Origin of the sequence: Lonsdalea quercina subsp. quercina, from assembly GCF_000688655.1 — a bacterium.
Classification (GTDB): domain Bacteria; phylum Pseudomonadota; class Gammaproteobacteria; order Enterobacterales; family Enterobacteriaceae; genus Lonsdalea; species Lonsdalea quercina.
This window is the reverse complement of sequence record NZ_JIBO01000008.1, coordinates 114,958-139,473: the sequence shown is the minus strand read 5'-3', so window position 1 is coordinate 139,473 and position 24,516 is coordinate 114,958. Positions and strand designations below refer to the sequence as shown.

The window sequence follows — 24,516 nt, the reverse complement described above, 5'->3', positions numbered from 1 at the left end:
GAAGCATTTTTTCATGGTTGGCGCCGTGTCGGCGCCGCGGTCGTCAACGTACCTTCAGCGCCAGCTCCGTAGTGCCCTTGATCGGCAAGCTGACGGAGATAAAACCGTTTTCCGGCGCGTGGATATAGTCGAGAAAGTCCGGCTCGGCGTTGTCGTTAAGCACCATGCCGCCAATGCGCAGCTGCGGCGCGACGAGGGCGATGACATCGCGCGCCAACGACGTCCCGTTTCTGGAGGGCCATCCATCGATCAGCGCGAAGTCGACTTCGCCGCCCAGGTTTTGCAACGTTTCTCTGGCGTCCCCGACGCGGATATCCGCGTAGTCAGCCAGTCCGGCTTCGGCCAGATTACGTCGGGCGATGGCCGCTTTTTCCGGCACTAGCTCGGAACCGATGACCTTGCCGCCACCGTTATCTTTAAGCGCGGCCGCGAAGTAGAGTGCGGACATCCCGACGGAGGTGGCGAAGTCGACCACCCGCGTCGCACGCAGAGAACGGCAGAGGAGATAGATCAGCTCGCCTTGCGTGGGATGGATGGAAAACCCGCAGTCGATGAAGTCGTCGGGGTGGTCGGCCAGGGTTTCGGGCGAGGTTCCTCTGGCGGGGAATCGGCGCTCGCGGTTCAGTTTGTCAATGACGGCAAGAATTTGGGCATCGTTGATCGTATTGATGGGGTGGGTAGGTTCCGGTGTCATACGTATAAGCCTGTATCAGTCATTTAGTGAAAAGCGGCATGGCGACGTCAAAGTGCGTCAATCGCCCGTGCCGCGGCATCAATGGCATCCCTTAGGTGTTTAACTTGTTCTGAATTCAGGTTCCCACGATGGAGTTTTTTTCTTATACAAGCCTTCAAGTTTTCAATCGCATCATCGATATCCGGAACCCGCCGGGGATTATGAGTTAGAACCAGCGCTTTTAACTTGGCGAGCGCTGTCAGCAAATCATCATTTTGCTTATCAAGATATTTCCTGCCCCGCAGCGTGATGGCGAACTGCTTCTTACCGTTCTTCTCATGCCCTGCCGCCAGCCCTTCGGACTCCAGTGACGATAACAGGGGATAGATGACACCCGGACTGGGGATATAAGCCCCCTGAGAGTAGTCCTCCACCGAACGGATGATTTCGTAGCCGTGTGTCGGGTTGATGCGGATCAAATATAAAATTAGCAGAAACAGCTCATGCCGATTGAAGACCTTCGCCCGTCGCGAAGATCGCTGTGGAGGTCGAGTACCGGTCCCTCCGGGCGTGGCATCGGCGTAAGACAATGACTTTTTCATGGCCGTTGGGTGTGAGAATCATTCCGTTTCTGATGTCCGTCTAAGATATATCTTGGCGAAAATGGCCGTCAATGCATCCCGTGGCAGAAGAGCGTAATGAAGTGATAGCAGCGCGTTTTTATATATTTCAGATTATTTCCATACACCGCCCGGAGTGCGGCAATACGGGATCTGACGCACGGTGAGCACGTTGGCGGCGGTCACTTGAGACCCCGTCTGACCGCCGCCGGGCGAGTTTTTAGCGTGCGGTCAGCATAGCGGCGAATGACCTGAGCCGACGTTGTAGCGCGGGAATGGCGAGCTGTTGCACCATCCACGGACTGAATGCCCACGGGGTTTTGGCGGCGGCATCGATGAGATCAGGAAGATCGACCCAGCGATAGTCGAGCACCTCATCGTCACGCGGCGACAAGTCGCTGGNGATCACTGCCGTAAACNCCGGACAATATTCGTTTTCCATAATGCCGGAGGCGCTGGTGACGCAGTAGCTGAACTCGTCGTCCGCCAGCGTGATCCGATCGACGTCTGCGCCCAGCTCGTAGCGGCAGCGACGACGGACTGCCGCCTCCATTTTTTCATCCAATTGGGGGTGACCGCAGACCGAATTCGTCCAGACGCCCGGCCAGGCCTTCTTGCACAACGCGCGGCGAGTGGTCAGAAACTGGCCTGCGGGTGAGAATAAATAGCTGGAAAAAGCCAAATGCAGGGGCGTTTTATCGCTATGTACCACGCTTTTATCCATCGTACCGATGGGGTTTCTGTCGGCATCTAACAGTACGACGTGTTCCAGTGGTGGGCTTGTCATGGGCTTCCTCGAGACTTCTTCAAATATTCATGCTGTCGGCGGTCAGGCGGCGCGGTCATTCCCGCGTCCAATGCTCCTTGGCGCCGAACAGGGTAGCATTGTCGGTGAACTTTATCGTATGCAGCTTCAGCCGCCACACTTCCGTGAGGGGTTTCAGGCGCGCGATGGGATGGCGGGCAACGTAGAGGCTGAGCGCGTCGCGACGTTCGGCCCCGTCCAGCTTACTGACGGTCGCCAGATATTGAATGCCGCGGATGTCGCGGATTTTCTCGGGCTGACCGCTGATGGTGCCGCTGATCCGGCTCCCGGTCGCCATGGCGCCGCCGTGGCGCGTGCTGCTGCTGGAAAGAACGATCAAACTGGCATTGTCGGCATCGAAGGCATAGAAACAGCTGGCGCTCCACAGCCCGTCTTCGTCCAGCGTGGTCAGCGATAACACGTGGTGGCTTGCGATAAAGTCGGCGGCGGGGGCCGGTAATGGTTGCATCTTTCGCCTCTTAGTGTGTGGACCCGGTTATCGGCACCGGGCCTGCGGGCCTGACGTCAGGCGACGTAGGTCGACCACAAATGGGAGAGCGGCATCACCAGGAACAGTCCCGGCAGCATGTTGGCGACGGGAAATGGCTTGATACCGCAAATTCTNAACCCGGTGGCCAGCATGATCAGCCCGCCCGCGGCGGAGAAGTCCGCCATCATATCGGGGGTCGTCAGCGGCAGGATCATGGCCGCCAGCATCGCCAATCCCAGCTGGATGAGCAGCTGCGGAACGGCGATGGTAATGACAGCATACCCCAACAGCGTCGCGAAGATCGCCGAGGTAAACAGATCCAGCGCCGTTTTGATATACAGAATCGACGGGTCGCCGGTCATGCCTTCGTGCATCGCGCCGAAAATCCCGGTGCCGCTGGCGCAGAACAGGACCAGGATCGCCACGAATTTATCCGTAAACTCGGTATGCGTGACGCCTTCAACCGCCGGGAAGACGCGGTCAATAAGCCCGCGAGTGGTGCCGGCCGCCTTACCGATGCCCTTTTCGATGTACAACAGTTCGCCCACAATGGCGCCGAGGATCATCGCCAGCACGACGGCGGGCATGAACTTCACCTTGATGATCAGCATGATCCCGAGGCCCATGGAGCAGAGGCCGAACGTCAGGGGCAACGCGGTTCTTATTCTCTCAGGGAGCCGCGTGCTGATCAGCGCGCCGAGCAGGCCGCCTATCACGATAGCCGCTCCGTTCACATAAGGTCCGATTAGCATTTTCGTTATCCTTGTTATGGTTTTCAGCGTGTTCCGTAGTTTGCCTACGGCCTGGTGTTAGCTGAGCTTTCCCCCCAGCGGGGCAATGTTTTGACTTCAATACCCAACAAATCGAGCGCGCGTCCCACGCTGTGGGTGATGATGTCATCCGGCGTCTTGGGTCGCTGATACAGCGCGGGCACGGGCGGGAAGATAATACCGCCCATTTCCGTCACCTGCTGCATGTTGCGAAGATGCCCCAGGTTCAGGGGCGTTTCCCGCGCCATCAGCACCAGCCGGCGGCGCTCTTTCAGCACGACATCCGCGGCGCGCGTCAGCAGGTTATCCGTCAGACCGTGGGCAATGGCGGCCAGCGAGCGCATGGAGCAGGGCGCGACCAGCATGCCCTGCGTCTTGAAAGATCCGCTGGCAATCGAGGCGCCCAGATTTTTACACTCATGCACCACATCCGCCAGCGCCACGACCTCCTCCATCCTGAAGCCGGTTTCCAGGGCGCAGGTTTTCTCTGCGCCGGCGGAGACCACCAGATGGACTTCCAGATCCTGTTCTTGCAGCAGTTCGAGGGCTTTGACGCCATACTGAAAGCCCGAGGCGCCGCTAATGCCTACGATAATACGTCGGGTGGACATGTTTTCCCCTTATTCGAAGTCTGGCAGGAAGCGTTTAACGTCGACCTCTTTGAACTTCGAGCGCTCGAAGTGCGGTTTGAGGGTGAACGGCACGGTACAGTCGAAAATGGTTTTACAGGACATGCCTTCCTGCAAGATCGACGGGCTGTATGCGGGAACCTGCGACGGGTCCAGCGGATGGCAGCGTACGCCGGGAATGAAAACGGTGTCGACGTCGCCCTGATAGCGGGTCTGCATCGCCCACATGACATCGTCGCTGTCGAAGATATCGACGTCTTCGTCGACCAGAATGACATGTTTCAGCTCCGGGAAGGCCGAGAAAGCCAGCAGCGCGGCCTGACGCTGACGCCCTTCGTCCACCGGCGCGGATTTTTTGAACTGCATCACGGCCAGCAGCTTGCCGCCGCCCGCAGAGTGGGCGAACACATTGAGCAGTTTGCCCGGCATCGCCCGGTTGACCATATCCAGAATGCTGGCTTCGGTCGGGATGCCCGCCATGTTGACATGCTCCTCGCCGGGACCGATGGTGGTCCGCCAGATCGGGTGATGACGATGGGTGACGGCTTTCACTTTAATGACCGGCAGCGCGGGTTTGGCTCCCCCGGTATAGCCTGGGAATTCCGGCATGGCTTTACCGGTATCGGTATTTTGATCTTCACGGACGCGGACATCTGGCAGCAGTTCGCCTTCAATGACGATTTCAGCGTGCCCGATGGCATATTCGTCGATGGTCTTGCATTTCACCAGCTCGACGGCGTGGCCGCGCAGCGCGCCGGCGNCGCTCAGTTCGTCGAAGCCGAGCGGGGTGGTCGGCGGTTCGAAACAGGCCGCGATCTCAATGGCCGGGTCCACGCCGATGCTGATGGAGATGGGCAACGGTTTGCCCGCCGCCTCCGCTTTCTGGCGGAAGGCGTCGATATGACGGCCCGGCGTCAGCCACATGGACAGCTCGTCGCGGCTCTGTACGCAGAGGCGGTGGATCGTAATGTCGGACTCGCCGGTATCGGGGTCGGAGGCGTAGCACAGGCCCATCGTGATGTAAGGACCGGCATCTTCGGCAGTGTTGGTCGGCGCGGGCAGCAGGGTGCGCAGGTCAAAGTCGGCGTCGCTCGCCAGATGCACCACCTCCTGACAAACGGCCTTGTCGGCAGAGGCTTTGACCGGCGGAATAGGATGCTGGACGGAATCCTTCAGCAGGTGTCCCAGGCGTCCCGGCTCGCAGCCCAAGAAATGGCCGACGCGTTGGCGAGAGCCATTGAGGCCGATGGCGACGCTGATATCGTCGAATCCCTTAATTCTGTTGAAGATCATGACCGGACCGTTTTTACGCGTCGGGCGCATACAGGTTCCGCCCGCGCCGACGTAACGGTAGACGCCGGAGAGTTCCGCCTGGGGATCGACTTCGACATCGGTCGAGACCAATTCGCCCGGCAGCGTGTCTAGCAACGCCAGCGCGGAGCGCAGATCGTGCACCTGAATATCCGGTTTATTCTTAGTGTGGGACATAATGAGACTCCTTATGAAAAGGTCATATATTCGTTGTGGGGAAATATATGGCCGCGTGGACTCTCCGACAAATACCGTTTAAGTAGTAGCCCTCATATCAAAGCGATCTATGTCGCCGTTGTCTTTTCTCATTCCGTTAAAATAAGTGATCTGATTCAAATACCTATGAAACTTCCGAAATGAATAAATAAAACGACTCAATATTTTGCAACATGAATGCAACAATTGTTCACGCTTGACCTCAGGCGGTTGAAATAAGCGTGATAATTGCGATGTGGCGACGCATTCGAACGTTTACCTGCATGGTAGACTGAAGTCGCTGACGGCATTTTTTCATGCTGTCCGTATAAAGAGGTTGGTATGGATCTGAAAAGACTAAAGTATTTTTGCAAGGTGGTAGAGGAGGGCTCCATCAGCCAGGCCGCCCGGCAGCTGAATATGGCGCAGCCCCCGTTGAGCAAACGCATTCACGAACTGGAAGCGGAATTAAATGTTTCCCTTTTTGTACGGACGGCAAAAAGAATCGAACCCACGGAAGCGGGCTATTATCTTTATAAAAAAGCCTGCGAGATATTTCGTCTGATTAATGACACCTCGCATGAGACGATTTCAATCGCCAATAAAGAAAATAAAGTATTAAAGATTGGGCTTTCGCATTTATTTCAATGTTATTTCAAACCGCTGTTTCTGGAATTACACCGACGTCATCCCGACGTGATATTAAATATTTCCGTTTCGGATTCCAGTCATCTTGAACAGTCGCTTAACGATGGGCTGATCGATATTGCGCTGATTCAAAAGCCTTATCATCGCAAAGGCTTCGACTGTCTGGCATTCAACCCGGTGAGGCTAGTGGCGGTCGTCAACCAGGCGTTGCTGCCGGAAAAACCGGCAGGGCCTTTTCCTTATCTGGATGTGGGACGCTGGCCGCTGTTGCTATTACATCGGGCGCGCGATCCCGGCACCTATGAGAGCCTGCTCGATCATTTTCGCAAAGGCGGCGTCGATCCGGACGTCATCATGCATGTGACTCAGCCCGGCGTCATTATGGACTGGTTGGAGTCCGGTCTGGAGGCCGCGACGCTGCTGCCCTCGTCGGAAGCCGATGGCGACCGGCTACAGCACTGTCACGTCATCGACGTCTTCCCTTCGCCGCAGGTCTTTTTCCCCGCGATGGTCAAGATGTCCGCGACGCCCTATATGCAGGAACTGCTGGAGATTATTCAGGGTGGCTATCCGTTCACGCACAGCGAGCCGCCGGGCGAGGAAACCGGTTAGGAGGGGAGCGCCGACGCCGTATCACCGACGTCGGCGGGAAATCAGACCAGATAACGGCGGAACCAGGTAAGGGTTCTCTCCCAGGCCAGATCAGCCGCCGCCTTGTCGTAACGCGGCGTGGAGTCGTTATGGAAACCATGATTGACGCCGGGATAGATGTAGCCCGCATAGGTTTTGTTATTTGCCTTGAGCGCCTCTTCATAGGCTGGCCAGCCCTCGTTGATGCGCGTATCCAGCTCGGCGTAGTGGATCAGCAGCGGCGCCTTGATACGAGGGACGTCCTCCACTTTCGGCTGACGACCGTAGAAAGGGACGGCCGCGGCCAGCTCCGGATAAGCTACGGCGGCGGCATTGGCCACGCCTCCCCCGTAGCAAAAGCCGGTGATCCCGACCTTGCCGGTCGTGCGCTCGTCCTGTAGCAGGAATTCGACGGCGGCGAAGAAGTCGTTCATCAGCTTGGTCGGGTCGACCTGTTGCTGTAGCTCGCGTCCTTTATCGTCGTTGCCGGGATAGCCGCCGACGGAGCTAAGTCCATCCGGCGCCAGCGCGATAAAGCCCGCCTTGGCGACGCGGCGCGCGACATCTTCGATGTACGGGTTCAGTCCCCGGTTTTCATGAGCGACCACCACCGCCGGCAGCTTGCCTTTCGCTCCCGCCGGCACCACCAGATAGGCGCGTACGCTGCCGTGGCCGTTGGGCGATGGGTAGGTGATGTAGGAGGGGACGATCGTCGGGTCGGTGAACTCCACCTGCTGGGCCAGCGCATAGTTGGGACTCATTAAACCGAGCAACGCCACCGCCGTCAGGCCGCCGACGGCATATTTCGCGGCTTTTTCGAGGAACTGACGCTTGGTGATTTTGCCATGCGCATAATAATCATAGAGTTCAAGCAACTCCGGGGGAAAATCTTTTGCGGTAAGACGGGTCATTCGCGCGCTCCTTTTGTCCTTATTTTGACCTTTAATTTAACAGAAGGTTAACGGATGTCGAGCATACCCACAGCGGGCAATCGGTGGGTGAGATCGGCCTGAGATTCCGTGACCTGCGGGGCTGTCAGCCGCGGCGGCGCGTGGCGGACCTCGGTTAACAAGGTGTAAAGATTTGCAAAGCTTTTTCACCACACGGCAGCGCCTGTCTTGCGCGCGCCAGGCCGCTCTGCGCGATACCTGGCCGATTGCTTGTAGAGGGCTTTTGTATAGACTAAATCCGCAGTTATACCTTTTTATCCGGGGATGTGATGTATGATCAAAATGATTGCAGTTGATATGGACGGTACGTTTCTCAACAACGATAAGCAGTTCAATAAAAACCGATTTTTCAAACAGTACGCACAGCTGAAACAGGAAGGCATTCAGTTCGTGGTCGCCAGTGGTAATCAGTACTATCAGCTCCTCTCTTTCTTTCCAGACATCAGTCATGAGATCGCTTTTGTGGCGGAAAACGGCGCCTATGTCGTCACTGCCGGGGAGCCGATCTTTTGCGGCGAGCTTGCCCCTGCGGATGTGCGCAAGGTGATTGAGGTGCTGTCCGCCATCCCCTACATCCAGTTTGTGGTGTGCGGTAAAGACAGCGCCTATGTTTACGCGTCGTCCACCGACGACTTCCTCCAGCTGATTGCCAAACACTATTACCGCATCGAGCAGCGCGAGGATTTTGACGGGCTGACGGACACGATCTTCAAATTCTCGCTGAGCGTACCCGACGACCAGATACCGGCCCTGATGGCGCATATCGGCCATGCGCTCGACGGCATTGTCAAACCGGTGTCCAGCGGATTCGGCTTTGTCGATCTGATCATCCCCGGCGTGCACAAGGCTCACGGGATCGCGCTGCTACAGAAACGGTGGCGGATCGGCAATGACGAGGTGGTGGCGATAGGCGACAGCGGCAACGATGAAGAAATGCTCAGGCAGGCGGGCTTCGGCGTGGCGATGGCGAATGCTCAGCCAAAAATCCGTGAAATGGCGAAATATCATACCGAAAGCAACGAGCAGGAAGGAGCGCTTAACGTCATCGATCGGGTCTTAACCCGCAGCGCGCCGTTCGATCTGCGGTAATCAGCCCCGGCGAGTCAGGCGTCTGTTTTTGTCATGCCGCAACCGCCTTTACGCATCGTGTTTTTGGCTGTGCGGCGTGGTGATCCGCGACGCGATAAACGCCAGTTTGAACGGGGACTTATCGACCCACGACTTGAGTTCCGGGTCCTGCGTACAGGCTGCGATCGCTTATTTATCCGCGAAGTGTCCTTTTGGCCCTTCTTGCGCCTAAACGATTTTGGCGACGGGCAGTTCATTCCAGCGCGTCGTATAGGCGGGCGACAGCATCTCTCTTTTCATCTGCCATGTCGGGGAGATGCCCTGACCGGCGAACCAGACTTTGCCCGTTCCGGCGTGATTAATTTTATCGATCACGTTCATCAGCGCCGTGCTGTTGGGCCGGGGCGGATTGTCATCGAAGAGATGCAGCTGGGTGCGGTGCGGTGGTGAAAAATCGTTGAGCATGACGCCGGCTTTCATGTAGCGCGGCCCTTCCTTCCAGATTCTCTCCAGACCGCGCACGGCGGCGGCCATGATATCCCGCGTATCTTGCGTGCCCGACAGCAGCTGTTCGCTGGCGCTGTTGGCGTAATAAATTTCATTGTGCGCGTGGGGCGACGAACGGATGAAGATAGCGACCTGCCGGCAGAGCTGCTTCTCTGCGCGCAGCTTTTCCGCAGCGCGTTCCGCGTAGCGGCAGACGGCCTGATGCATATCCTCCAACCGGGTGATTCGAACGCCGAAAGAGCGGCTGCAGACGATCTGCTCCTTCGTCGGCGTTTCCTCCTCGAATTCGATACAGGGCTCACCGCGCAATTCGCGGACGGTGCGTTCCAGCACCACGCTGAAGTGTTTGCGGATAAACGACGTCGGCGCGCGCGCCAGATCGAGAGCGGTGGTAATACCCAGCGAGTGCAGTCTGCGCGTCGTTCGTCTGCCGACGCCCCAGACATCTTCGACGGGGGTGAGCGACATGAGTTTTTGCAGCCGTATCGGGTGCGTGAGNGCGACGATGCCGCCGGTCGCCGGATAGCGCTTGGCCGCGTGGTTGCACAGCTTGGCCAGCGTTTTGGTTTTCGCCATTCCCACGCCGACGGTCAGGCCCGTAGCGGCATAAACCGCCTCTCTGACCTGCCGGCCGAACTGTTCAAACGACAGGGTGACATCAATGCCCGTGATGTCCATCCACGCTTCATCGATGCTGTAGACCTCGACGCGCGGCGCCAGCGCTTCCAGCGTGGTCATGACTCTGGCGCTGAGATCGGCGTAGAGCGCATAGTTTGAAGTGAAGACGGACACCTGCTGATCTTGCAGCCACTGCCGCATCTTAAAATAGGGCATCGCCATCGGAATCCCCAGCCGCTTGGCTTCCGCGTTACGCGCGATCACGCAGCCGTCGTTATTGGACAGCACCACCACCGGCTTGCCCTTCAGGTCAGGACGAAACACGGTTTCACAGGAGGCGTAAAACGAATTGACGTCGGCCAGCGCAAACATCATTACCTCTGCAAACTATGGATGATGTGCGCCACCACGCCGAAGATTTCCAGCGCGTTGGGGTCGGGATAGATCGGAGCATAGGCTGGGTTCATGGGTAGCAGCGCCAGCCGGGGTTTCAGCGCCAGCGTCTTTACCGTGAACTCACCGTCGATCGCCGCGATGATCACATCGCCATGAGAGGCCTTGAGCGATCGGTCGACGACCAGCAGATCGCCGTCGTGGATGCCGACATCAACCATAGATTCGCCGCTGGCGCGCACAAAATAGGTTGCGCTGGGGTGTTTGATCAGGAGTTCGTTCAAATCCAGCGACTTTTCGACGTAGTCCTGTGCCGGAGAAGGAAAGCCTGCTGCGCAATGGTCGCTGAATAAAGGAAGAACGATTTTAGGGGAATCCAACCGCGGAAGGAGCAAACGGTATGAATGCATGAAAGCCTCTTTAACTGGTTTTTTATACAGTATAATCATACCTCACGCGGCTTGTGTAGATATTCCTTTTTCTTTAATCGACGTCGAGCTGATGCTGTGCTGATTTAAAAAGATTTTTTATTTCGATGGCGGACGAAGAGTCAGGGATATAGTCACCGTCGGTGTATTCACCAATAGGTTATATGATCCTGCTAAGTGGATAGCGGAGCGGCGGCGTTATTTTATTGTCACCCTATGAGTGCGATAAATAAGTCTGTTCATGGCTTTTTAATCAAACGGCGGCGATCGCTGGCGATGAAAAAGACCAGTGTGCTTATTTTATTTGTAATAGAGTCATGATGATATCGCCTTTTTAGGGTGTTGCAGACGGGGTGTTTTACGGTGACATATCGTGGCTTTTGCCGCTAATTGACGGCATTTTTCGTCATTATTTTATTTTTTTCTTTGGGTTTTACCGGCATCCTCAATAAAGGAATCAAGGCCAGATCGTTAATTGATTTGCCGCTTTAACATGAGCCTCCTATGTATTATGGAATAAGACTATGTAGCATTATTAACTATTGCATCAGGTTGATTGTTTCATCTGTGAATTTATGGGTGATTAAAAAGGTCTTTTTATTCCTATTTCCCTTCTTAAATAAAAAACGGCATCCTCCCTTTCAAGCTTGATACCGATCAGTTCGCTTGATTTAAGACGCAAGAAATTAAGGGGCAACGGATGTCATGAGTATTTTATGAGGGAGTGAAATATCGCAGACGTATTATTCGTTTCCTCGCGTTACGTCATTGAACCTCCTACTGATAAATGGAACAATCCCGCGCACCAAGGCAGGCGTACGCCGCTAAATAGAGGAAAAGGTATGCGAAAAAGACATTGGATGGCGTTGATTCTGGGATTGTTTATGACGACGGCGGTGTGTACCGCCACGGAGGCTCCGCGTCCGCCGGTCGGCGACAATGTGGTGGCCTATAGCGGTGAGCAGGGCGTAAAGGTCTGGACGTTACGTTATGGCGAACGTACCGCCAATCAGGCGCTAGTGCAGATCGATGGCATCGATCACGACTGGAAATTGCGTATCCAGAAAATGGACGTTGAGAAAACCAGCAAAGATACGCGTTACTCGACGCAGGTCGACGGAAAAAAATTCGTCGTGCTGATTGTTCGCCGCGGTTATGGGGAGCTGTATCTGCCGGACGAGACGCAGGAAATCAGGGTCGGTTATGACGATGCGCTGTCACAGTCCGGCAACGCGCAGTACTTCCTGACGGATTATCTGCAGCAGGGCGCGGCACAGTAATCTCTGAACGGCGCTACCGGCGGACCTGAGGTAGCGCCATCGTTGTTTTTCCTTCCCTTTGCCTTCTTGACGGCGTTCCCGTCTGACGAGAAGCCATAGCGGCAGAGCGCTACTGCCCGGCCTGCATAATTTTCGGCAAGTTCAGCTCAATCCAATCCGCTAATTGAATCACGCGCTCGTAGACCTCGCGGCCGAGCGGCGTGAGCGAGTACTCCGTATGCGGCGGAACGACGGGCAGCATGTTACGGCGCACGAATCCATCCCGCTCAAACATCTGTAGCGTCTGGGCCAGCATCTTTTCGCTAATCCCGCTAATTTTCCTGCGCAGCTCGCTGAAACGCAGCGTGTCCTCATCCAGGGCGATCAGCACCAGAATGCCCCAGCGGCTGGCAATATGTTGCAGTACATCCCGCGAAGGGCAGTTGGCGTCCAGCAATTTTCCGTAGCGAATGTCTTCATGATCGGGGCCGAATTCAGGGTTTCTTTGGGGGCGCATCACGTTTCCTGCTAAAAATTTCAAGCTTACCAAAAGGTAAGTACTTACTAAAAGAGAGTGCGTCTATTATAGTCCTCCTTGTCTACGAAGTGCATGTCTATTCTATGGTGTGTAGGCATGGCGGGAGTCCCGCGTGCCGACACCTTAAACGGAGGTCATTATGATTGCAGTAACCGGTGCAACAGGTCAGTTAGGTCGTCTTGTCATTGAAGCATTGCTGAAAAAAGTCCCGGCGGATCAGATTGTCGCCGCGGTTCGCAACCCATCGAAAGCGCAGGACCTGGCCGATCGCGGCGTGCTTGTGCGTCAGGCGGATTACAATCAGCCCGCCACGCTCGCCACGGCATTTCAGGGCGTAGACAAACTGCTGCTGATCTCCTCCAGTGAAGTGGGCCAGCGCACTGCTCAGCATCGTGCGGTGATTGACGCCGCCAAAGTCGCGGAAGTTGGACTGATCGCCTATACCAGCCTGCTGCGTGCGGATACTTCGCCGCTGATGCTGGGTGAAGAACACCGCCAGACGGAAGCGGCACTGAAGGCCTCCGGCGTGCCTTTCGTCCTGCTGCGCAACGGCTGGTATACCGAAAACTACGCCGCCAGCATTGTCCCGGCTTTGGCGCATGACGCCTACATCGGCTCGGCAGGAGAAGGACGCATCGCATCGGCGACGCGTGCGGATTACGCTCAGGCGGCGGCGGTCGTGTTGCTGAACGACGATCAGGCGGGAAAAGTCTATGAACTGGCAGGCGACGACAGCTATACGCTGACGGAGTTTGCGGCGGAAATTTCAAGGCAGTCTGGAAAAACGATAGGTTATGTCAATCTGCCGGTCGCCGAGTTTGCGAATGCGCTCAAGGGCGCAGGCTTACCGGACGGTCTGGCCGATGTGCTGGCCGACTCCGACGCGGGCGCCGCCACAGGCGCGCTGTTTGATGACAGTAAAACGCTGAGCCGCCTGCTGGGACGCCCGACGGTATCCTATCAAAAAGTGATCGCCGACACGCTGGCGTCGCTGTAATACCAACGACCCCGCCTTCTGGTGGAGAAGCGCGGGGTCGCATCTATTATCACGGCACTCGCCGCGGCGCATGACCTCCATCAACCCCCTTTCGTCACCGCTTCTTCATCAAATTAATGACTGGATGTGAGTACGCACATAAAAATACCGTACGGTTCGCATAAAACCGAGGGGGGGCTTGGCGTTTTTCGCTAACGCCCAAGGGCGTGGGGATCGAACAGGAATGGCGGGAAACGATAATAGCTGACTGAATTGATTAGATAAAAATGACACTCTCAGGACGAGATGGGCATGTCAGCAGGCGCTGTCCGGTAAAAGAGTGATCTGAGTCATGAAAATAGGGTAGACGCAGCCGTAATATAAAAACCTATATAACGATATAAATCAAAAGGATAAAAAATGCTTTCAAGCGCCGAATCCTGCCCGCAATGAGTATTGTGCTTCCTTCAGTTCACATCCTTAATCCAACCGCTATCGACAACCAACCGGCCAGCTCACGCGGCCGCTAGTGACGAGCGCGCTCTCCAGCGGCCAGNCCCCTATCGTGAACAGCCTTGTGCTGCTGGTGCGTGGATGCGCGGGGAGCGCCCCGGCTTCAGTCTTCGTTTGCGGTGCCGCGCAGGGTAGGCGAGAAGGCTGACGCAACATCTGTGGAATTGCGCTGTCTCATAGCCAGCTCACGTTATCCTGAGTCCATCAGTGTTGGATATGCATTGAAGCATCACGGATGGGCTGGACCTAGAGGCGAGTCAATGCTCTCCCCCCGTTGAACAACGGATATTGCGCAGTAATCTGCACCGTGTTGATGCGCCTGAGTGTGGTCTTCGTCGCGAGAAAACGTCGAGGGCGACGCAGTCAGCGGAGCTGAAAATAAATAAATCGGATATCTCATCGTTATTGAGTTGGAGAGGGCATCTATCCCTCGGCTACGACAAGACCTTTATCATGGAAAAGAAAGATGACGGATAAACAGCGCGAAGTGCTTCCTGAAACCTACCGGGCATGGACCTGGCATGACGGCACCGATCCCCGCGATCTGAGACTCGAACACATTCCCTTGCCGCCGCTGGCGGCCGATCAGGTGCTGGTGCGCAACATCGTGATTGGCTTGAATCCCGTGGACTGGAAGGTGCTGGGCGTGGAGAGACTCGGTTGGCAGCCGGGGAAAGTGCCGGGCGTCGACGGCGCGGGCGTTGTGGTGGCGGTCGGCGAGGACGTCTCCGACCGCTGGCTGGGGCAACGTGTCGCCTATCATCAGAATTTGCAGTCTCCCGGCAGCTTTGCCGAGTACGCGCCCGTCGATATGCGCGCGCTGCTGCGCCTGCCTCAATCATTGGATTTCGCCATTGCCGCCAGCGTTCCTTGTCCGGCGCTCACCGCGTGGCTGGCGTTGGATAAACTGCCGCCGCAGGCGGGGCAGCGGGTATTGATTAGCGGNGCGGGCGGTGCCGTCGGGCTCTATCTGGTGCAGCTGGCCGCCGCCTATGGATTCAACGTGACCGCCATGAGCCATTCCCGCCACTGGGAACGGCTGCGGACGCTGGGCGCGAAGGATTGCGTCGCGAGCGAGCTGGCCGACGATCCCGACTGGATGAGCGAGAACGCCGGCTTCTTTGCCGTCATCGACAGCGTCAGCGCCGACCACGCCGAGCGATTGTCCCCGTTGCTGCGAGCGAACGGTCATCTGGTCTGTATTCAGGACCGCGTGGCGAACTGGCCTTGCGCCCCGTTTGGGCGGGCGATCTCCCTGCATGAAGTGGCGCTGGGCGCGCTGCATCAGTTCGGAGATGAAGCCGCGTGGGCACGGTTGACGGCGGCGGGCGAGCTGCTGTTGATCGATCTGGCGGAAGAGCGGCTGCAAGCAGAGTCTCGGGTGGTCCGCGATTTCTCCGAACTGCCGCTGCTGCTGGACGAACTGCGCCACCGCTCATTTTCCGGCAAGCCGCTGGTGCGGGTGTGATCCAGTACTGAGGAAAAGACAGACCCAGTCAGCCATTGTGTTGAGTTCAGTGAATAGCGACGGCATGACTGATTGCCCTAAGCGTCAGCAACAATCGCTGACGCCGAATCCCCTAAATCACGCGCTTTTACGTCACAAGTGGGGNAAAGCGTCGTTCAGCGCCGAGTCAGGCGTCGAGTGCTTCTATACCGATAAAGCCGTATTCAGAGGTCAACGGCTGCCAGCTTATTCACTATCAGCGACGAATGGTTGTCGCTAGGGAAAATCTCAGCTCACTACGGTTGAGGAACGAAGAGAGCAGTGGCGCTCAAGATTGATACATTAATGATGTCTGCTTTGTGCCAGGAGCGGATGTTGTCATCTCATGTAATATCGATAGTGGACTGACTCCACCCTGGCAGACAATCCTGCCCTATTAGTTGGACTCTAAGGGGTCTGTTAAACCCGTGGCGATTAAAATACAGGCAGAACAGAGTACTTAACTTTACCGTGATGGACAGGCTTACCGAGCGTTCATTGTGGATCTCATTGCCCTGGCCATTCTGAATCTGGTCAGGGCCTTGCTACAGTAACCATCAATACTAACAACTAGCGTTATTTTCCATCCGGCCTAGCAACTGTTTCCCCTTAGCAGATACGCGATACCGGGGTCTCTGTGGATTATCGTTATGGACAACATCAACCATCCCTTGATTCACAAGGCTGGTTACGATGTTCGCAACATTGCCAAATCCGGGGATATTCTTCATAGCAAGAGAGCGATCCAGTATCATCCAAGACCAATCAATGTCTTTTTCTGACATGACTTTTAAAACGTTAAATTCAGTATTAGTTATCGTCATTTCGTCGCATCCGGGTGAAATAAATCACTATCTTTGAGCTTAAAATCTTCTAACGTTGCCGTATGGGCATTGTTCCATAAATCATAGCCTGCAACACCATCGGGTTCACCAGTCTCCCAGCCCAAATTACAGTAACGCTGATATTCTCTACACTCGTGAGTATAATAATTCAAGTCTACCTGTTCAGGAAGAATTTCACCCTTGGCGATGCTTTTCAGTCTACCTATCATGACGTCATTGGCTGGGTCATGATCGAAACGAGAGACATGTTTCTCCACGGTCGCGATCCCTTCGTTAGTTATATTGACGCCATCAGTTGTCAGGTTTTCTATTGGTCCTCCAGCTAGCTCAGGATCAAACGGTCTTCCTGATGCAACACCTCTGGCGCCAAAATGCTCAAGCTCTTCTAATTCTGGGAATCGCATTTTCCCCATTGTTAAGCCTGCAACAATAGACGTGCCGGCAATGAGTACTCCTTTGTTATCCATGACCTGATCGTACCCAGCAGGCGCATCGCCCCCAAGTTGTTCTGCGGTTTTCTTGAAGCCCTCCATGTTGCCATTCAAGATCCCCCCTGCAGCCAGTAGCCTACCGGCCGCTTTACTGTTGATCGTTTTCCCTGCCTGACCATGTTGAACAGGTTCTGCCGGCCTGTTGTAGTAAACTGGGCGTTTTACCTGATGTGATATTAGGTAACTGAGCCGGGAGTGTAAGAATAAGGGCAGGTCATCGCGTAATTTTCCGGAAGACGTCAACACACTGGGGAGTGGCTGACCAAACATGCGTTTCCGTAATAGAACGACTTTTCCTAATTTGATATCAGCCAGTACGTCGCGGTACGCCATTGCCGGCTGCTGATAATGGAACAGGTAATATTGACTGACAAACAGGCTATAGCCTGATGGCAGATCCCATTCCATGATGATTCTATTTGGCTGAACGGTATCGGCGAGTTTGCTCTCTGCGGACTTAGGATGAAGTATTTCGGGTATGTCCTCAAGATAAAGACCATTCAACGATTTTGCCTGATAGTGCTGAAGCATAACGTCCCTATTAAGATGTTGATATCAGCACCATTATCATCCATCGCAGAGTATGACCAATACCGCGCATAGTTAAGTATGCGCAATATCACAGATGATGTTGACCGTACATTCATTGTTTAGGTTTAATGAGCATCGGTCAGCGAGGATTTCATATTATTTTTTTGAACCAAGGTAGAGTATGTAACCCCAAATAAAAAATGCTAACACTGACCCGATCCCCGTTGATTAGTACACCCCGATGTTAGCCATGTCTTCATAAGCCACATGAGGACATCCCTGACCTGCTCCCTGTTGATTCACACAGAATGCTGTTAGCAATGTCCGCTCTTCGCTCACAGCGGACTCATCCCCCCAACAGCCCATCGCCAAATCAAAAGAACCCAATCCCCAAACACGCCTTTAATTAATACTTTCAGTCGTTGACGAATATTCGCCAACATTGATTTCTGCCGTCGCCAACGTTGCTGATGAGAAGATCAAGGCTGACCTGGCGTCATCCCATCCGCCCGCAACAGCGAGGCTCATCAGGGAGACTCGCCGGTTTTCTCGTTCCAGCGAACCGACTGGCGCGCAGCGCTCCACGAGTTAAAATAAATGTAAAAGTTTCGATCGATTGAGAAAAACATCGGTTATGGTGTGGGTAAATCACCGTTTAAAGGATGTCGTCATGCAGAACCAAGGGCGTTTTTCGAATGTGCAAATTGCATTGCACTGGGCCGTCTTTCTCCTTCTTATCGTTACCTATGCCACCGTCGAGCTGCGGGGACTGGCGCCGAGAGGGACGTTAACGCGTCAACTGGTGATGGCGACGCACTTCAGCTGTGGCGTCACCGTGCTGGCGCTGATGGTGGCGCGCATTTACTATCGCATCAAATACGCCTCTCCGCCGATTGTCCCGCCAGCGCCCAAGTGGCAGCACTTTCTGGCGAACCTGACGCNCATTCTGATTTACGCGCTGTTTGTCGCGCTGCCGGTGCTGGCCGTCAGCTCACGCTATTTGCGTGGACAGGACTGGGCGCTGTTCGGCATCGGTATGCCGGTCGCGGCCACGCCGAATCCCGATCTGGCGGTGTCGTTGATTCAGCTGCNCGAAACGCTGGCGCCTCTCGGCTACTGGCTGATCGGGCTGCATGCGGCCGCCGCGCTGTTCCACTACTACTTCATGCGTGATAACACGATGCTGCGCATGATGCCCTCGAAGAAAGATCGCACCTCCGCCTAATCTCCTCCCAGGCGGCTGATATAACGAATGCAATGAAAACCGTTTATTCAGCCGCCGATAGGACTATCCTCTATTTATGCATGGCAAAATGAGGATGTGGGCCGATGGAATTCAAAGATTATTATGCCTTGCTGGGGGTTGATCCCTCAGACGATATCAAGGCCATCAAGGCAGCGTATCGAAAGCTGGCGCGGAAATATCATCCCGACGTCAGCACCGAGCCGGATGCGGCGGAAAAGTTCAAGAGCGTGGCGGAAGCCTACGAAGTCCTTAAAGACAGTGAACGCCGCGCGGAATACGATCAAATCAGACTGCACCGTCACGATCCTCNCTTCAACGATTCGCCCTTTTCTCAATCTCAATCTCGCTCCGCAGGCGGCCAGGAATGGCACAACAGCGGCGACTTCTCCGACTTCTTCGAATCTGTTTTCGGTCATCAGGCACAGTCGCGCTCCGCCGGTCGGGCGTCTCATGGGCAGCGGGGGCAGGATGTCGAAATGGAGCTGCCGCTGTTCCTGGAAGAAACGCTGAAAGAGCAGAGCCGCACCATCTCCTATCAGTTGCCGGTTCACGACGCGTTCGGTCGCGTGGTGGATGAGGTCACGAAAAAACTGAACGTGAAAATTCCGGCGGGGGTGGGCGACGGCGAGCGTATTCGCCTCAAACATCAGGGTGTGGCAGGGGTTAACGGCGGGGCGAACGGCGATCTCTACCTGATTATTCGGCTGGCGCCGCATCCGCTGTTCGATATCGACGGTCAGAATCTGCAAATCGTCGTCCCGCTGGCGCCCTGGGAAGCGGCGTTGGGCGCGAACATCGAAATGCCGACGCTATCGGGGCGCATCACCCTGACCGTCCCGGCAGGCAGTCAGACCGGCCAGCGCCTGCGCATCAAAGGAAAAGGACTGGTTAGTAAAAAAGGCGCGGGCGACCTCTATGCCGTGCTGAAAGTTGTGATGCCGCCAAAACCGGATGAATCCACGGCAGCGATCTGGAGATCGCTGGCTGAAAAGGCGGCCTTTAATCCTCGGACAGTATGGGAGTAATGCTATGGATGATATCGACGTCACCTTCACCGTGATTGAGGTATGCCAGATCGTTGGCCTCTCCAGAGATGAACTCAGCGAAGTAGTTGCGCTGGGGGTTATCGCACCTCAGGAAGAGAGCAGCATGCAGTGGCGCTTTGATGCCTATGCGCTGAGCCAACTGCGGCGAGCGCGACGTTTGCGCTACGAGCTGGATATTGACTGGCCGGGCATTGCCATGACGCTGACGCTGCTGGATAAAATGGAGCGCCTCAATCAGGAGAATCAGCGGCTGCGCCGACAGCTGGAGCGCTTTGTTCCCAGCCATTAAGGCTTCTCAACACAGGCTGCGCGTAGCGCGACAGAACGCGCGGCCCTGTCTGACCAAACGGTTCGTTCTCCCGATGTTTATCCCACTCATTTCCGGCCTGACGCTGGCGCGATCCGGCGATGCCGATGCTTTGCGGGGGCATTCTCACGCCCTATATCCCTCTCGACTATTGCGTTCATCGACAAGTGTTGTCAGTCCCATCTCACAATAAGGTGGCTCGCCTCAATTTGGTGCAACTCATGTTCTGACATGGTGCATGGCGGATGGCAAGATCGCTTTTCATGCTCGCTATCAGTGCAACCGAGAGAAGGGAATTAGGCGTCAAATCAAAAAAATTTCTTTTCTCTTTTTTTGAATAAATTTTCCGCCAATCGGGGATTTTACGAAGAATTCTTTTTGACTTTACGTTTGAATTCAAGATGAATGCATAATTATGCATTTGTAATGCGTTGTTTTTAAGAAAAAAATTACGCTTATGCATCATTTATTCATTTCTGGCACGATGCCTGCTCTACCTTCTGTCATTAATATCTTTTTCGCGCCGATCTCAGGCGATAATCATCGCGCTGCGGGATAGATAACTATTCATTTAATTGAAATATAATGATTTTTTCAATTGTTTTTTGCCAAATTCTGGTAATGAGAAAGCGTGTCTCTTTGTCATTATTTTGTCTTTAACGTTCTTTGAGATCGAAACGGTTGATGAGAGCAAATGTCGGCGAGCGGCCGACCGAGATGGGGCCACTATGAAACATTCAGCAAAAATAACGCGTCAGCATTTTGATGAACGTATGGTGCCGGTGTATTCCCCCGCCGGGTTCATTCTGGATAGAGGGGAAGGCTCGCGCCTGTGGGACAACCAGGGCAAAGAGTATGTCGATTTTGCCGGCGGCATTGCCGTCAATGCGTTGGGGCACTGTCACCCGGTCGCGGTAGCAGCGCTGACGCAGCAGGCGTCGAAACTGTGGCACATCGGCAATGGCTATACCCATGAGCCGGTGTTGCAACTGGCCGGTCAGCTCATCGACGCGACGTTCGCCGACAAAGTGTTCTTTTGCAACTCCGGCGCGGAAGCCAACGAGGCGGCATTAAAGCTGGCGCGCAAATATGCGCACGACCAAGGTACGCCGGATAAAAACCGCATCATCGCCTTCAACAACGCCTTCCACGGCCGCACGCTGTTTACCGTCAGCGCGGGCGGACAGCCTAAATATTCGAAAGATTTCGCGCCGTTGCCGGGCGCGATAGAACATCTGCCTTTCAACGATCTGGCGGCGGCGGAAGCGGGTATCGATGCACAGACTTGCGCGGTCATCGTCGAGCCGATCCAAGGCGAAGGCGGCATTATCCCGGCGGATCCGGCCTTTCTACGCGGTCTGCGCGAACTGTGCGATCGCCACGGCGCGCTGCTGATTTTCGACGAAGTGCAGACCGGCGTCGGCCGTACCGGTTCGCTGTACGCCTACATGCTGTATGAAGTCGTGCCGGACGTGCTGACCACCGCCAAAGCGCTGGGCGGCGGTTTCCCGATTGCCGCGATGCTGACTACCGATGCGCTGGCCGCCACGCTGTCCGTGGGTACGCACGGAACGACCTACGGCGGTAACCCGCTGGCGACGGCGGTAGCGAGTGCGGTGTTCAGCACCATCAATACGCCGGATGTGTTGGAAGGCGTCCAGCGTCGCCATGCCATTTTCGTTGAACGTCTGCGCCAGATTGACGCCCGGCACGGCATTTTCGCCGACATTCGCGGACGCGGCCTGCTGCTGGGGTGCCAGCTCAACGCCGACTACGCGGGCAAAGCCAAAGCGCTGACCCAACTGGCGGCGGAAGAGGGGCTGATTGCGTTGATCGCCGGTCCGGACGTGGTGCGTTTCGCCCCGTCACTGGTCATTCCGGAACCTGATATTGAGGAAGGGTTACAGCGCTTTGAGCGCGCGATTGCACGTTTTCAGGAATGAATACGGCGCAAGGAGAGAGAACGAGAGGCTGATATGACCATGATGATGATTCGCCCCGTCGCGCATCGCGACCTGCCTGACCTGATGGCGCTGGCGCAGAAGTCCGGCGTCGGGCTGACCACGCTGCCGCATAACGAAGCGATCTTATCCGCCCGCATTTCGCGGGCGCAGAAAACCTGGCAGGGCGAGCTGCCGAAAAGCGAGCAGGGATATCTGTTTGTGCTGGAAGACGTTTCCTGCGGCCGGGTGGTCGGCGTCAGCGCGCTGGAAGTCGCGGTCGGGCTGACCGAGCCCTGGTACAACTTTCGCCTCGGCACGCTGGTCCACGCGTCCAAAGCGTTGAACGTCTACAAGGCGATGCCAACGCTGTCACTGAGCCACGACCATACCGGCTGCAGCGAGCTGTGCACGCTCTTTCTTGACCCGGACTACCGTCACAGCCAGAACGGCAAACTGCTGTCCAAAATGCGCTTCCTGTTTATGGCCGCCTTCCGCGAACACTTTTCCGAGCGGGTGATCGCCGAAATGCGCGGTTACTCCGATGAGAACGGCCGCTCGCCGTTCTGGGAGGGCGTCGGCAGCCACTTTTTCTCGATTGATTTTGCGCAGGCCGACTATCTCAGCGGCATCGGTCAAAAAGAGTTCATCGCCGAGCTGATGCCGAAACATCCGCTGTACGTAGACTTTCTGGATAAAGCCGCCCGCGACGCCATCGGCCGCGTGCATCCGCATACCGCGCCGGCGCGCCGACTCTTGGAGGCCGAAGGGCTGAGCTATCGCGGCTATGTCGACATTTTTGACGGCGGGTCGACGCTCGAAGCGAATATCGACGATCTGCGGGCGGTGAAAGACAGCCAGTTAAAAGCCGTGGAGGTCGACGATCGCGCGGCGGACAGCAACGCGACGGTGTGTCTGGTGGCTAACGATAACTACCGTCACTACCGCGCCATGCGGGTGCTGGCCGATCTGTCTCAGGACACGCTGACGCTGGATGCCGCAACGGCCGATGCCCTCTGTCTTAAACATGGCGAAGTGGCCCGCGTCATACCGCTTAACGTTGAGGAGAAACACTGATGTNGCATCCTGCTCTGTATATCAACGGCGCCTGGCGTGAAGGGCGCGGGGCGTTATTCGAGAAAACCGATCCGCTGGATCGTCAGCCGCTATGGCAGGGCGCGGCCGCCGATGCGGCGGATGTCGACGACGCCTGCGCGGCGGCACGGGCGGCCTTTCCGGCGTGGGCCTGTTTGTCGCTGGCGCAGCGGACCGAGGTCGTCCAGCGTTTCGCTCAGTTGCTGGAGGCGCATAAACCGCAGCTGGCGGCGGTTATTAGCCGCGAGNCCAGCAAGCCGCGCTGGGAAACGCTGACTGAAGTTCAGTCGATGGTCGGTAAAGTCGCTATCTCGCTGCGCGCCTATGAACAGCGTACGGGCGAAAGCGTGACCCCGATGGCGGACGGCGCTGCGTCGTTACGCCATCGTCCGCNCGGCGTGCTGGCGGTATTCGGTCCTTATAACTTCCCCGGCCACTTGCCGAACGGACATATCGTCCCGGCGCTGTTGGCGGGCAACTGCGTGGTGTTCAAGCCCAGCGAGCTGACCCCGCAGACGGCGGAAGAGACGGTGAAACTGTGGCACGAGGCCGGTCTGCCGGCGGGCGTTCTGAATCTGGTGCAGGGCGGCCGCGCCACCGGCGAAGCGCTGGCCGGGCACGCACAAACGGACGGACTGCTGTTCACGGGCAGCGCCCACACCGGCTATCTCCTGCATCGTCAGTTGGCGGGGCAGCCCGAGAAAATCATTGCGTTGGAAATGGGCGGCAACAACGCGCTGATTGTGGAGGATTTTGCAGATCGTGATGCGGCGGTCAATCTCGCCATCCAGTCCGCCTTTGTCTCCGCTGGACAGCGCTGTACCTGCGCGCGTCGTCTGCTGGTCAAACGCGGAGCCGAGGGCGACGCGTTCCTGCGACGGCTGATCAGCGTCGCACGGTCGTTGCGTGTCGGACGCTGGGATGCGGAGCCGCAGCCGTTTATGGGCGGCGTCATTTCTGCGGCGGCGGCCGATGCCCTGATGACAGCGCAACAAACTTTGCTAGCCGCAGGAGGGAAAGCGCTGCTGCCGATGACGCGCCCGGAAACGAACAACGCGCTGCTGACGCCGGGCGTTCTGGATATCACCGAGGCGACCGACCTGCCGGATGAAGAGCTGTTCGGACCGCTGGTCTGCGTTATTCGCTACGATGATTTCGACGAGGCCCTGCGTATCGCCAATGCGACGCGTTACGGGCTGGCGACGGGCCTGGTGTCGACGCAACGCGCGTTGTTCGACCGTCTTCTGCTGGAAGCGCGCGCGGGCATCGTCAACTGGAACAAACCGCTGACCGGCGCCTCCAGCGCGGCCCCGTTCGGCGGCGTCGGCGCATCCGGCAACCACCGCGCCAGTGCGTTTTACGCCGCAGACTACTGCGCGTGGCCGATGGCCTCGCTGGAAAGCGAAACGCTGTCTTTGCCCACGGCACTATCGCCGGGCATCTCGTTTGACGAGTCGGATGCCTAGTCGGCCGCTCCGCTCCCCGCGCGTCACGAGCGGGGACGGGAC

The 24,516-nt window shown here is 56.3% G+C and carries 24 protein-coding genes; 11 read left to right on the top strand and 13 right to left on the bottom strand.

Annotated features, from left to right (window positions below; genetic code table 11):
• Positions 1-43: 43 nt before the first annotated feature.
• The 7 genes from RZ35_RS09560 to RZ35_RS09530 all read right to left on the bottom strand — a co-directional run bounded on the left by RZ35_RS09560 (position 44) and on the right by RZ35_RS09530 (position 5,475).
• Entirely contained in the window at positions 44-694 is a 651-nt protein-coding gene (locus tag RZ35_RS09560) for an O-methyltransferase (protein ID WP_026743100.1), read from the bottom strand.
• Between the two features lie 47 nt (positions 695-741).
• Complete coding sequence (locus RZ35_RS09555; protein WP_051625537.1) at positions 742-1,275, bottom strand: PadR family transcriptional regulator; 534 nt, start codon at positions 1,273-1,275, stop codon at positions 742-744.
• Positions 1,276-1,513: 238 nt separating this feature from the next.
• Positions 1,514-2,080: an isopentenyl-diphosphate Delta-isomerase gene (gene idi / locus RZ35_RS09550; RefSeq protein ID WP_026743099.1), complete on the bottom strand. Its 567-nt coding sequence runs from the start codon at positions 2,078-2,080 to the stop codon at positions 1,514-1,516.
• Positions 2,081-2,135: 55 nt separating this feature from the next.
• The gene (locus RZ35_RS09545; RefSeq protein ID WP_026743098.1) at positions 2,136-2,567 is read right to left on the bottom strand and encodes a PNPOx family protein; all 432 of its coding nucleotides are present in this window, start codon (positions 2,565-2,567) and stop codon (positions 2,136-2,138) included.
• Positions 2,568-2,623: 56 nt separating this feature from the next.
• Entirely contained in the window at positions 2,624-3,340 is a 717-nt protein-coding gene (locus RZ35_RS09540; RefSeq protein WP_026743097.1) for a DUF554 domain-containing protein, read from the bottom strand.
• Positions 3,341-3,384: 44 nt separating this feature from the next.
• Positions 3,385-3,969 carry a UbiX family flavin prenyltransferase gene (locus RZ35_RS09535; protein WP_026743096.1) on the bottom strand — a complete coding sequence of 195 codons (585 nt, stop codon included), beginning with the start codon at positions 3,967-3,969 and terminating at the stop codon, positions 3,385-3,387.
• Between the two features lie 9 nt (positions 3,970-3,978).
• Complete coding sequence (locus RZ35_RS09530) at positions 3,979-5,475, bottom strand: UbiD family decarboxylase (RefSeq protein WP_026743095.1); 1,497 nt, start codon at positions 5,473-5,475, stop codon at positions 3,979-3,981.
• A 360-nt stretch (positions 5,476-5,835) separates the two neighbouring features.
• On the opposite strand from RZ35_RS09530, the gene RZ35_RS09525 reads away from it, so the two are divergent.
• Positions 5,836-6,753 carry a LysR family transcriptional regulator gene (locus RZ35_RS09525; RefSeq protein WP_026743094.1) on the top strand — a complete coding sequence of 306 codons (918 nt, stop codon included), beginning with the start codon at positions 5,836-5,838 and terminating at the stop codon, positions 6,751-6,753.
• 41 nt (positions 6,754-6,794) lie between these two features.
• On the opposite strand, the gene yghX is transcribed toward RZ35_RS09525, so the two are convergent.
• Positions 6,795-7,682: a YghX family hydrolase gene (gene yghX / locus RZ35_RS09520; RefSeq protein WP_026743093.1), complete on the bottom strand. Its 888-nt coding sequence runs from the start codon at positions 7,680-7,682 to the stop codon at positions 6,795-6,797.
• Positions 7,683-7,994: 312 nt separating this feature from the next.
• Between yghX and RZ35_RS09515 the strand changes: the two genes are divergently transcribed.
• Positions 7,995-8,810: a Cof-type HAD-IIB family hydrolase gene (locus RZ35_RS09515; RefSeq protein ID WP_026743092.1), complete on the top strand. Its 816-nt coding sequence runs from the start codon at positions 7,995-7,997 to the stop codon at positions 8,808-8,810.
• 207 nt (positions 8,811-9,017) lie between these two features.
• On the opposite strand, the gene umuC is transcribed toward RZ35_RS09515, so the two are convergent.
• Positions 9,018-10,286: a translesion error-prone DNA polymerase V subunit UmuC gene (gene umuC, locus RZ35_RS09510; RefSeq protein WP_026743091.1), complete on the bottom strand. Its 1,269-nt coding sequence runs from the start codon at positions 10,284-10,286 to the stop codon at positions 9,018-9,020.
• A 2-nt stretch (positions 10,287-10,288) separates the two neighbouring features.
• Positions 10,289-10,717: a translesion error-prone DNA polymerase V autoproteolytic subunit gene (gene umuD, locus RZ35_RS09505; protein ID WP_051625545.1), complete on the bottom strand. Its 429-nt coding sequence runs from the start codon at positions 10,715-10,717 to the stop codon at positions 10,289-10,291.
• A gap of 860 nt (positions 10,718-11,577) precedes the next feature.
• Between umuD and RZ35_RS09500 the strand changes: the two genes are divergently transcribed.
• Positions 11,578-12,015, top strand: coding sequence for a hypothetical protein (locus RZ35_RS09500; protein ID WP_036153077.1), 438 nt, complete (start codon positions 11,578-11,580; stop codon positions 12,013-12,015).
• A 109-nt stretch (positions 12,016-12,124) separates the two neighbouring features.
• Here the strand turns inward: RZ35_RS09500 and RZ35_RS09495 are convergent, their stop codons facing one another.
• Positions 12,125-12,511: a winged helix-turn-helix transcriptional regulator gene (locus RZ35_RS09495; RefSeq protein WP_051625536.1), complete on the bottom strand. Its 387-nt coding sequence runs from the start codon at positions 12,509-12,511 to the stop codon at positions 12,125-12,127.
• Positions 12,512-12,671: 160 nt separating this feature from the next.
• Between RZ35_RS09495 and RZ35_RS09490 the strand changes: the two genes are divergently transcribed.
• Both RZ35_RS09490 and RZ35_RS09485 read left to right on the top strand, forming a co-directional pair.
• Positions 12,672-13,529, top strand: coding sequence for an SDR family oxidoreductase (locus RZ35_RS09490; RefSeq protein ID WP_026743087.1), 858 nt, complete (start codon positions 12,672-12,674; stop codon positions 13,527-13,529).
• 958 nt (positions 13,530-14,487) lie between these two features.
• A complete protein-coding gene (locus tag RZ35_RS09485) occupies positions 14,488-15,489 on the top strand; it encodes a zinc-binding dehydrogenase (protein WP_036153074.1) in 1,002 nt (333 codons plus the stop codon).
• A gap of 581 nt (positions 15,490-16,070) precedes the next feature.
• On the opposite strand, the gene RZ35_RS18310 is transcribed toward RZ35_RS09485, so the two are convergent.
• Positions 16,071-16,331, bottom strand: coding sequence for a hypothetical protein (locus RZ35_RS18310; protein WP_026743085.1), 261 nt, complete (start codon positions 16,329-16,331; stop codon positions 16,071-16,073).
• A complete protein-coding gene (locus RZ35_RS09475) occupies positions 16,328-17,374 on the bottom strand; it encodes a hypothetical protein (RefSeq protein ID WP_026743084.1) in 1,047 nt (348 codons plus the stop codon). Before RZ35_RS09475 ends, RZ35_RS18310 begins: the two co-directional genes overlap by 4 nt.
• Positions 17,375-18,044: 670 nt before the next feature.
• Between RZ35_RS09475 and cybB the strand changes: the two genes are divergently transcribed.
• The 6 genes from cybB (at position 18,045) to astD (ending at position 24,474) form a co-directional block, all read left to right on the top strand.
• Entirely contained in the window at positions 18,045-18,599 is a 555-nt protein-coding gene (cybB, locus tag RZ35_RS09470; RefSeq protein ID WP_026743083.1) for a cytochrome b561, read from the top strand.
• A gap of 104 nt (positions 18,600-18,703) precedes the next feature.
• Positions 18,704-19,645, top strand: a complete 942-nt coding sequence (gene cbpA, locus RZ35_RS09465) for a curved DNA-binding protein (protein ID WP_026743082.1) — start codon at positions 18,704-18,706, stop codon at positions 19,643-19,645.
• Positions 19,646-19,649: 4 nt separating this feature from the next.
• On the top strand, positions 19,650-19,955 hold the full coding sequence (locus tag RZ35_RS09460; RefSeq protein WP_026743081.1) for a chaperone modulator CbpM: 306 nt from the start codon (positions 19,650-19,652) through the stop codon (positions 19,953-19,955).
• A gap of 746 nt (positions 19,956-20,701) precedes the next feature.
• Positions 20,702-21,916 carry a bifunctional succinylornithine transaminase/acetylornithine transaminase gene (locus RZ35_RS09450; RefSeq protein ID WP_026743079.1) on the top strand — a complete coding sequence of 405 codons (1,215 nt, stop codon included), beginning with the start codon at positions 20,702-20,704 and terminating at the stop codon, positions 21,914-21,916.
• Between the two features lie 39 nt (positions 21,917-21,955).
• Positions 21,956-22,990, top strand: a complete 1,035-nt coding sequence (gene astA, locus RZ35_RS09445; protein WP_026743078.1) for an arginine N-succinyltransferase — start codon at positions 21,956-21,958, stop codon at positions 22,988-22,990.
• Positions 22,990-24,474 carry a succinylglutamate-semialdehyde dehydrogenase gene (astD, locus tag RZ35_RS09440; protein WP_026743077.1) on the top strand — a complete coding sequence of 495 codons (1,485 nt, stop codon included), beginning with the start codon at positions 22,990-22,992 and terminating at the stop codon, positions 24,472-24,474. Before astA ends, astD begins: the two co-directional genes overlap by 1 nt.
• Positions 24,475-24,516: the final 42 nt, after the last annotated feature.

Coding starts and splice junctions, on each gene's coding strand:
- RZ35_RS09560 (WP_026743100.1), bottom strand. CDS start 694: ATGACACCGGAACCTACCCACCCCATCAATACGATCAACGATGCCCAA.
- RZ35_RS09555 (WP_051625537.1), bottom strand. CDS start 1,275: ATGAAAAAGTCATTGTCTTACGCCGATGCCACGCCCGGAGGGACCGGT.
- RZ35_RS09545 (WP_026743098.1), bottom strand. CDS start 2,567: ATGCAACCATTACCGGCCCCCGCCGCCGACTTTATCGCAAGCCACCAC.
- RZ35_RS09535 (WP_026743096.1), bottom strand. CDS start 3,969: ATGTCCACCCGACGTATTATCGTAGGCATTAGCGGCGCCTCGGGCTTT.
- RZ35_RS09525 (WP_026743094.1), top strand. CDS start 5,836: ATGGATCTGAAAAGACTAAAGTATTTTTGCAAGGTGGTAGAGGAGGGC.
- yghX (WP_026743093.1), bottom strand. CDS start 7,682: ATGACCCGTCTTACCGCAAAAGATTTTCCCCCGGAGTTGCTTGAACTC.
- RZ35_RS09515 (WP_026743092.1), top strand. CDS start 7,995: ATGATCAAAATGATTGCAGTTGATATGGACGGTACGTTTCTCAACAAC.
- umuD (WP_051625545.1), bottom strand. CDS start 10,717: ATGCATTCATACCGTTTGCTCCTTCCGCGGTTGGATTCCCCTAAAATC.
- RZ35_RS09500 (WP_036153077.1), top strand. CDS start 11,578: ATGCGAAAAAGACATTGGATGGCGTTGATTCTGGGATTGTTTATGACG.
- RZ35_RS09495 (WP_051625536.1), bottom strand. CDS start 12,511: ATGCGCCCCCAAAGAAACCCTGAATTCGGCCCCGATCATGAAGACATT.
- RZ35_RS09490 (WP_026743087.1), top strand. CDS start 12,672: ATGATTGCAGTAACCGGTGCAACAGGTCAGTTAGGTCGTCTTGTCATT.
- RZ35_RS18310 (WP_026743085.1), bottom strand. CDS start 16,331: ATGACGATAACTAATACTGAATTTAACGTTTTAAAAGTCATGTCAGAA.
- RZ35_RS09475 (WP_026743084.1), bottom strand. CDS start 17,374: ATGCTTCAGCACTATCAGGCAAAATCGTTGAATGGTCTTTATCTTGAG.
- RZ35_RS09460 (WP_026743081.1), top strand. CDS start 19,650: ATGGATGATATCGACGTCACCTTCACCGTGATTGAGGTATGCCAGATC.
- RZ35_RS09450 (WP_026743079.1), top strand. CDS start 20,702: ATGAAACATTCAGCAAAAATAACGCGTCAGCATTTTGATGAACGTATG.
- astA (WP_026743078.1), top strand. CDS start 21,956: ATGATGATGATTCGCCCCGTCGCGCATCGCGACCTGCCTGACCTGATG.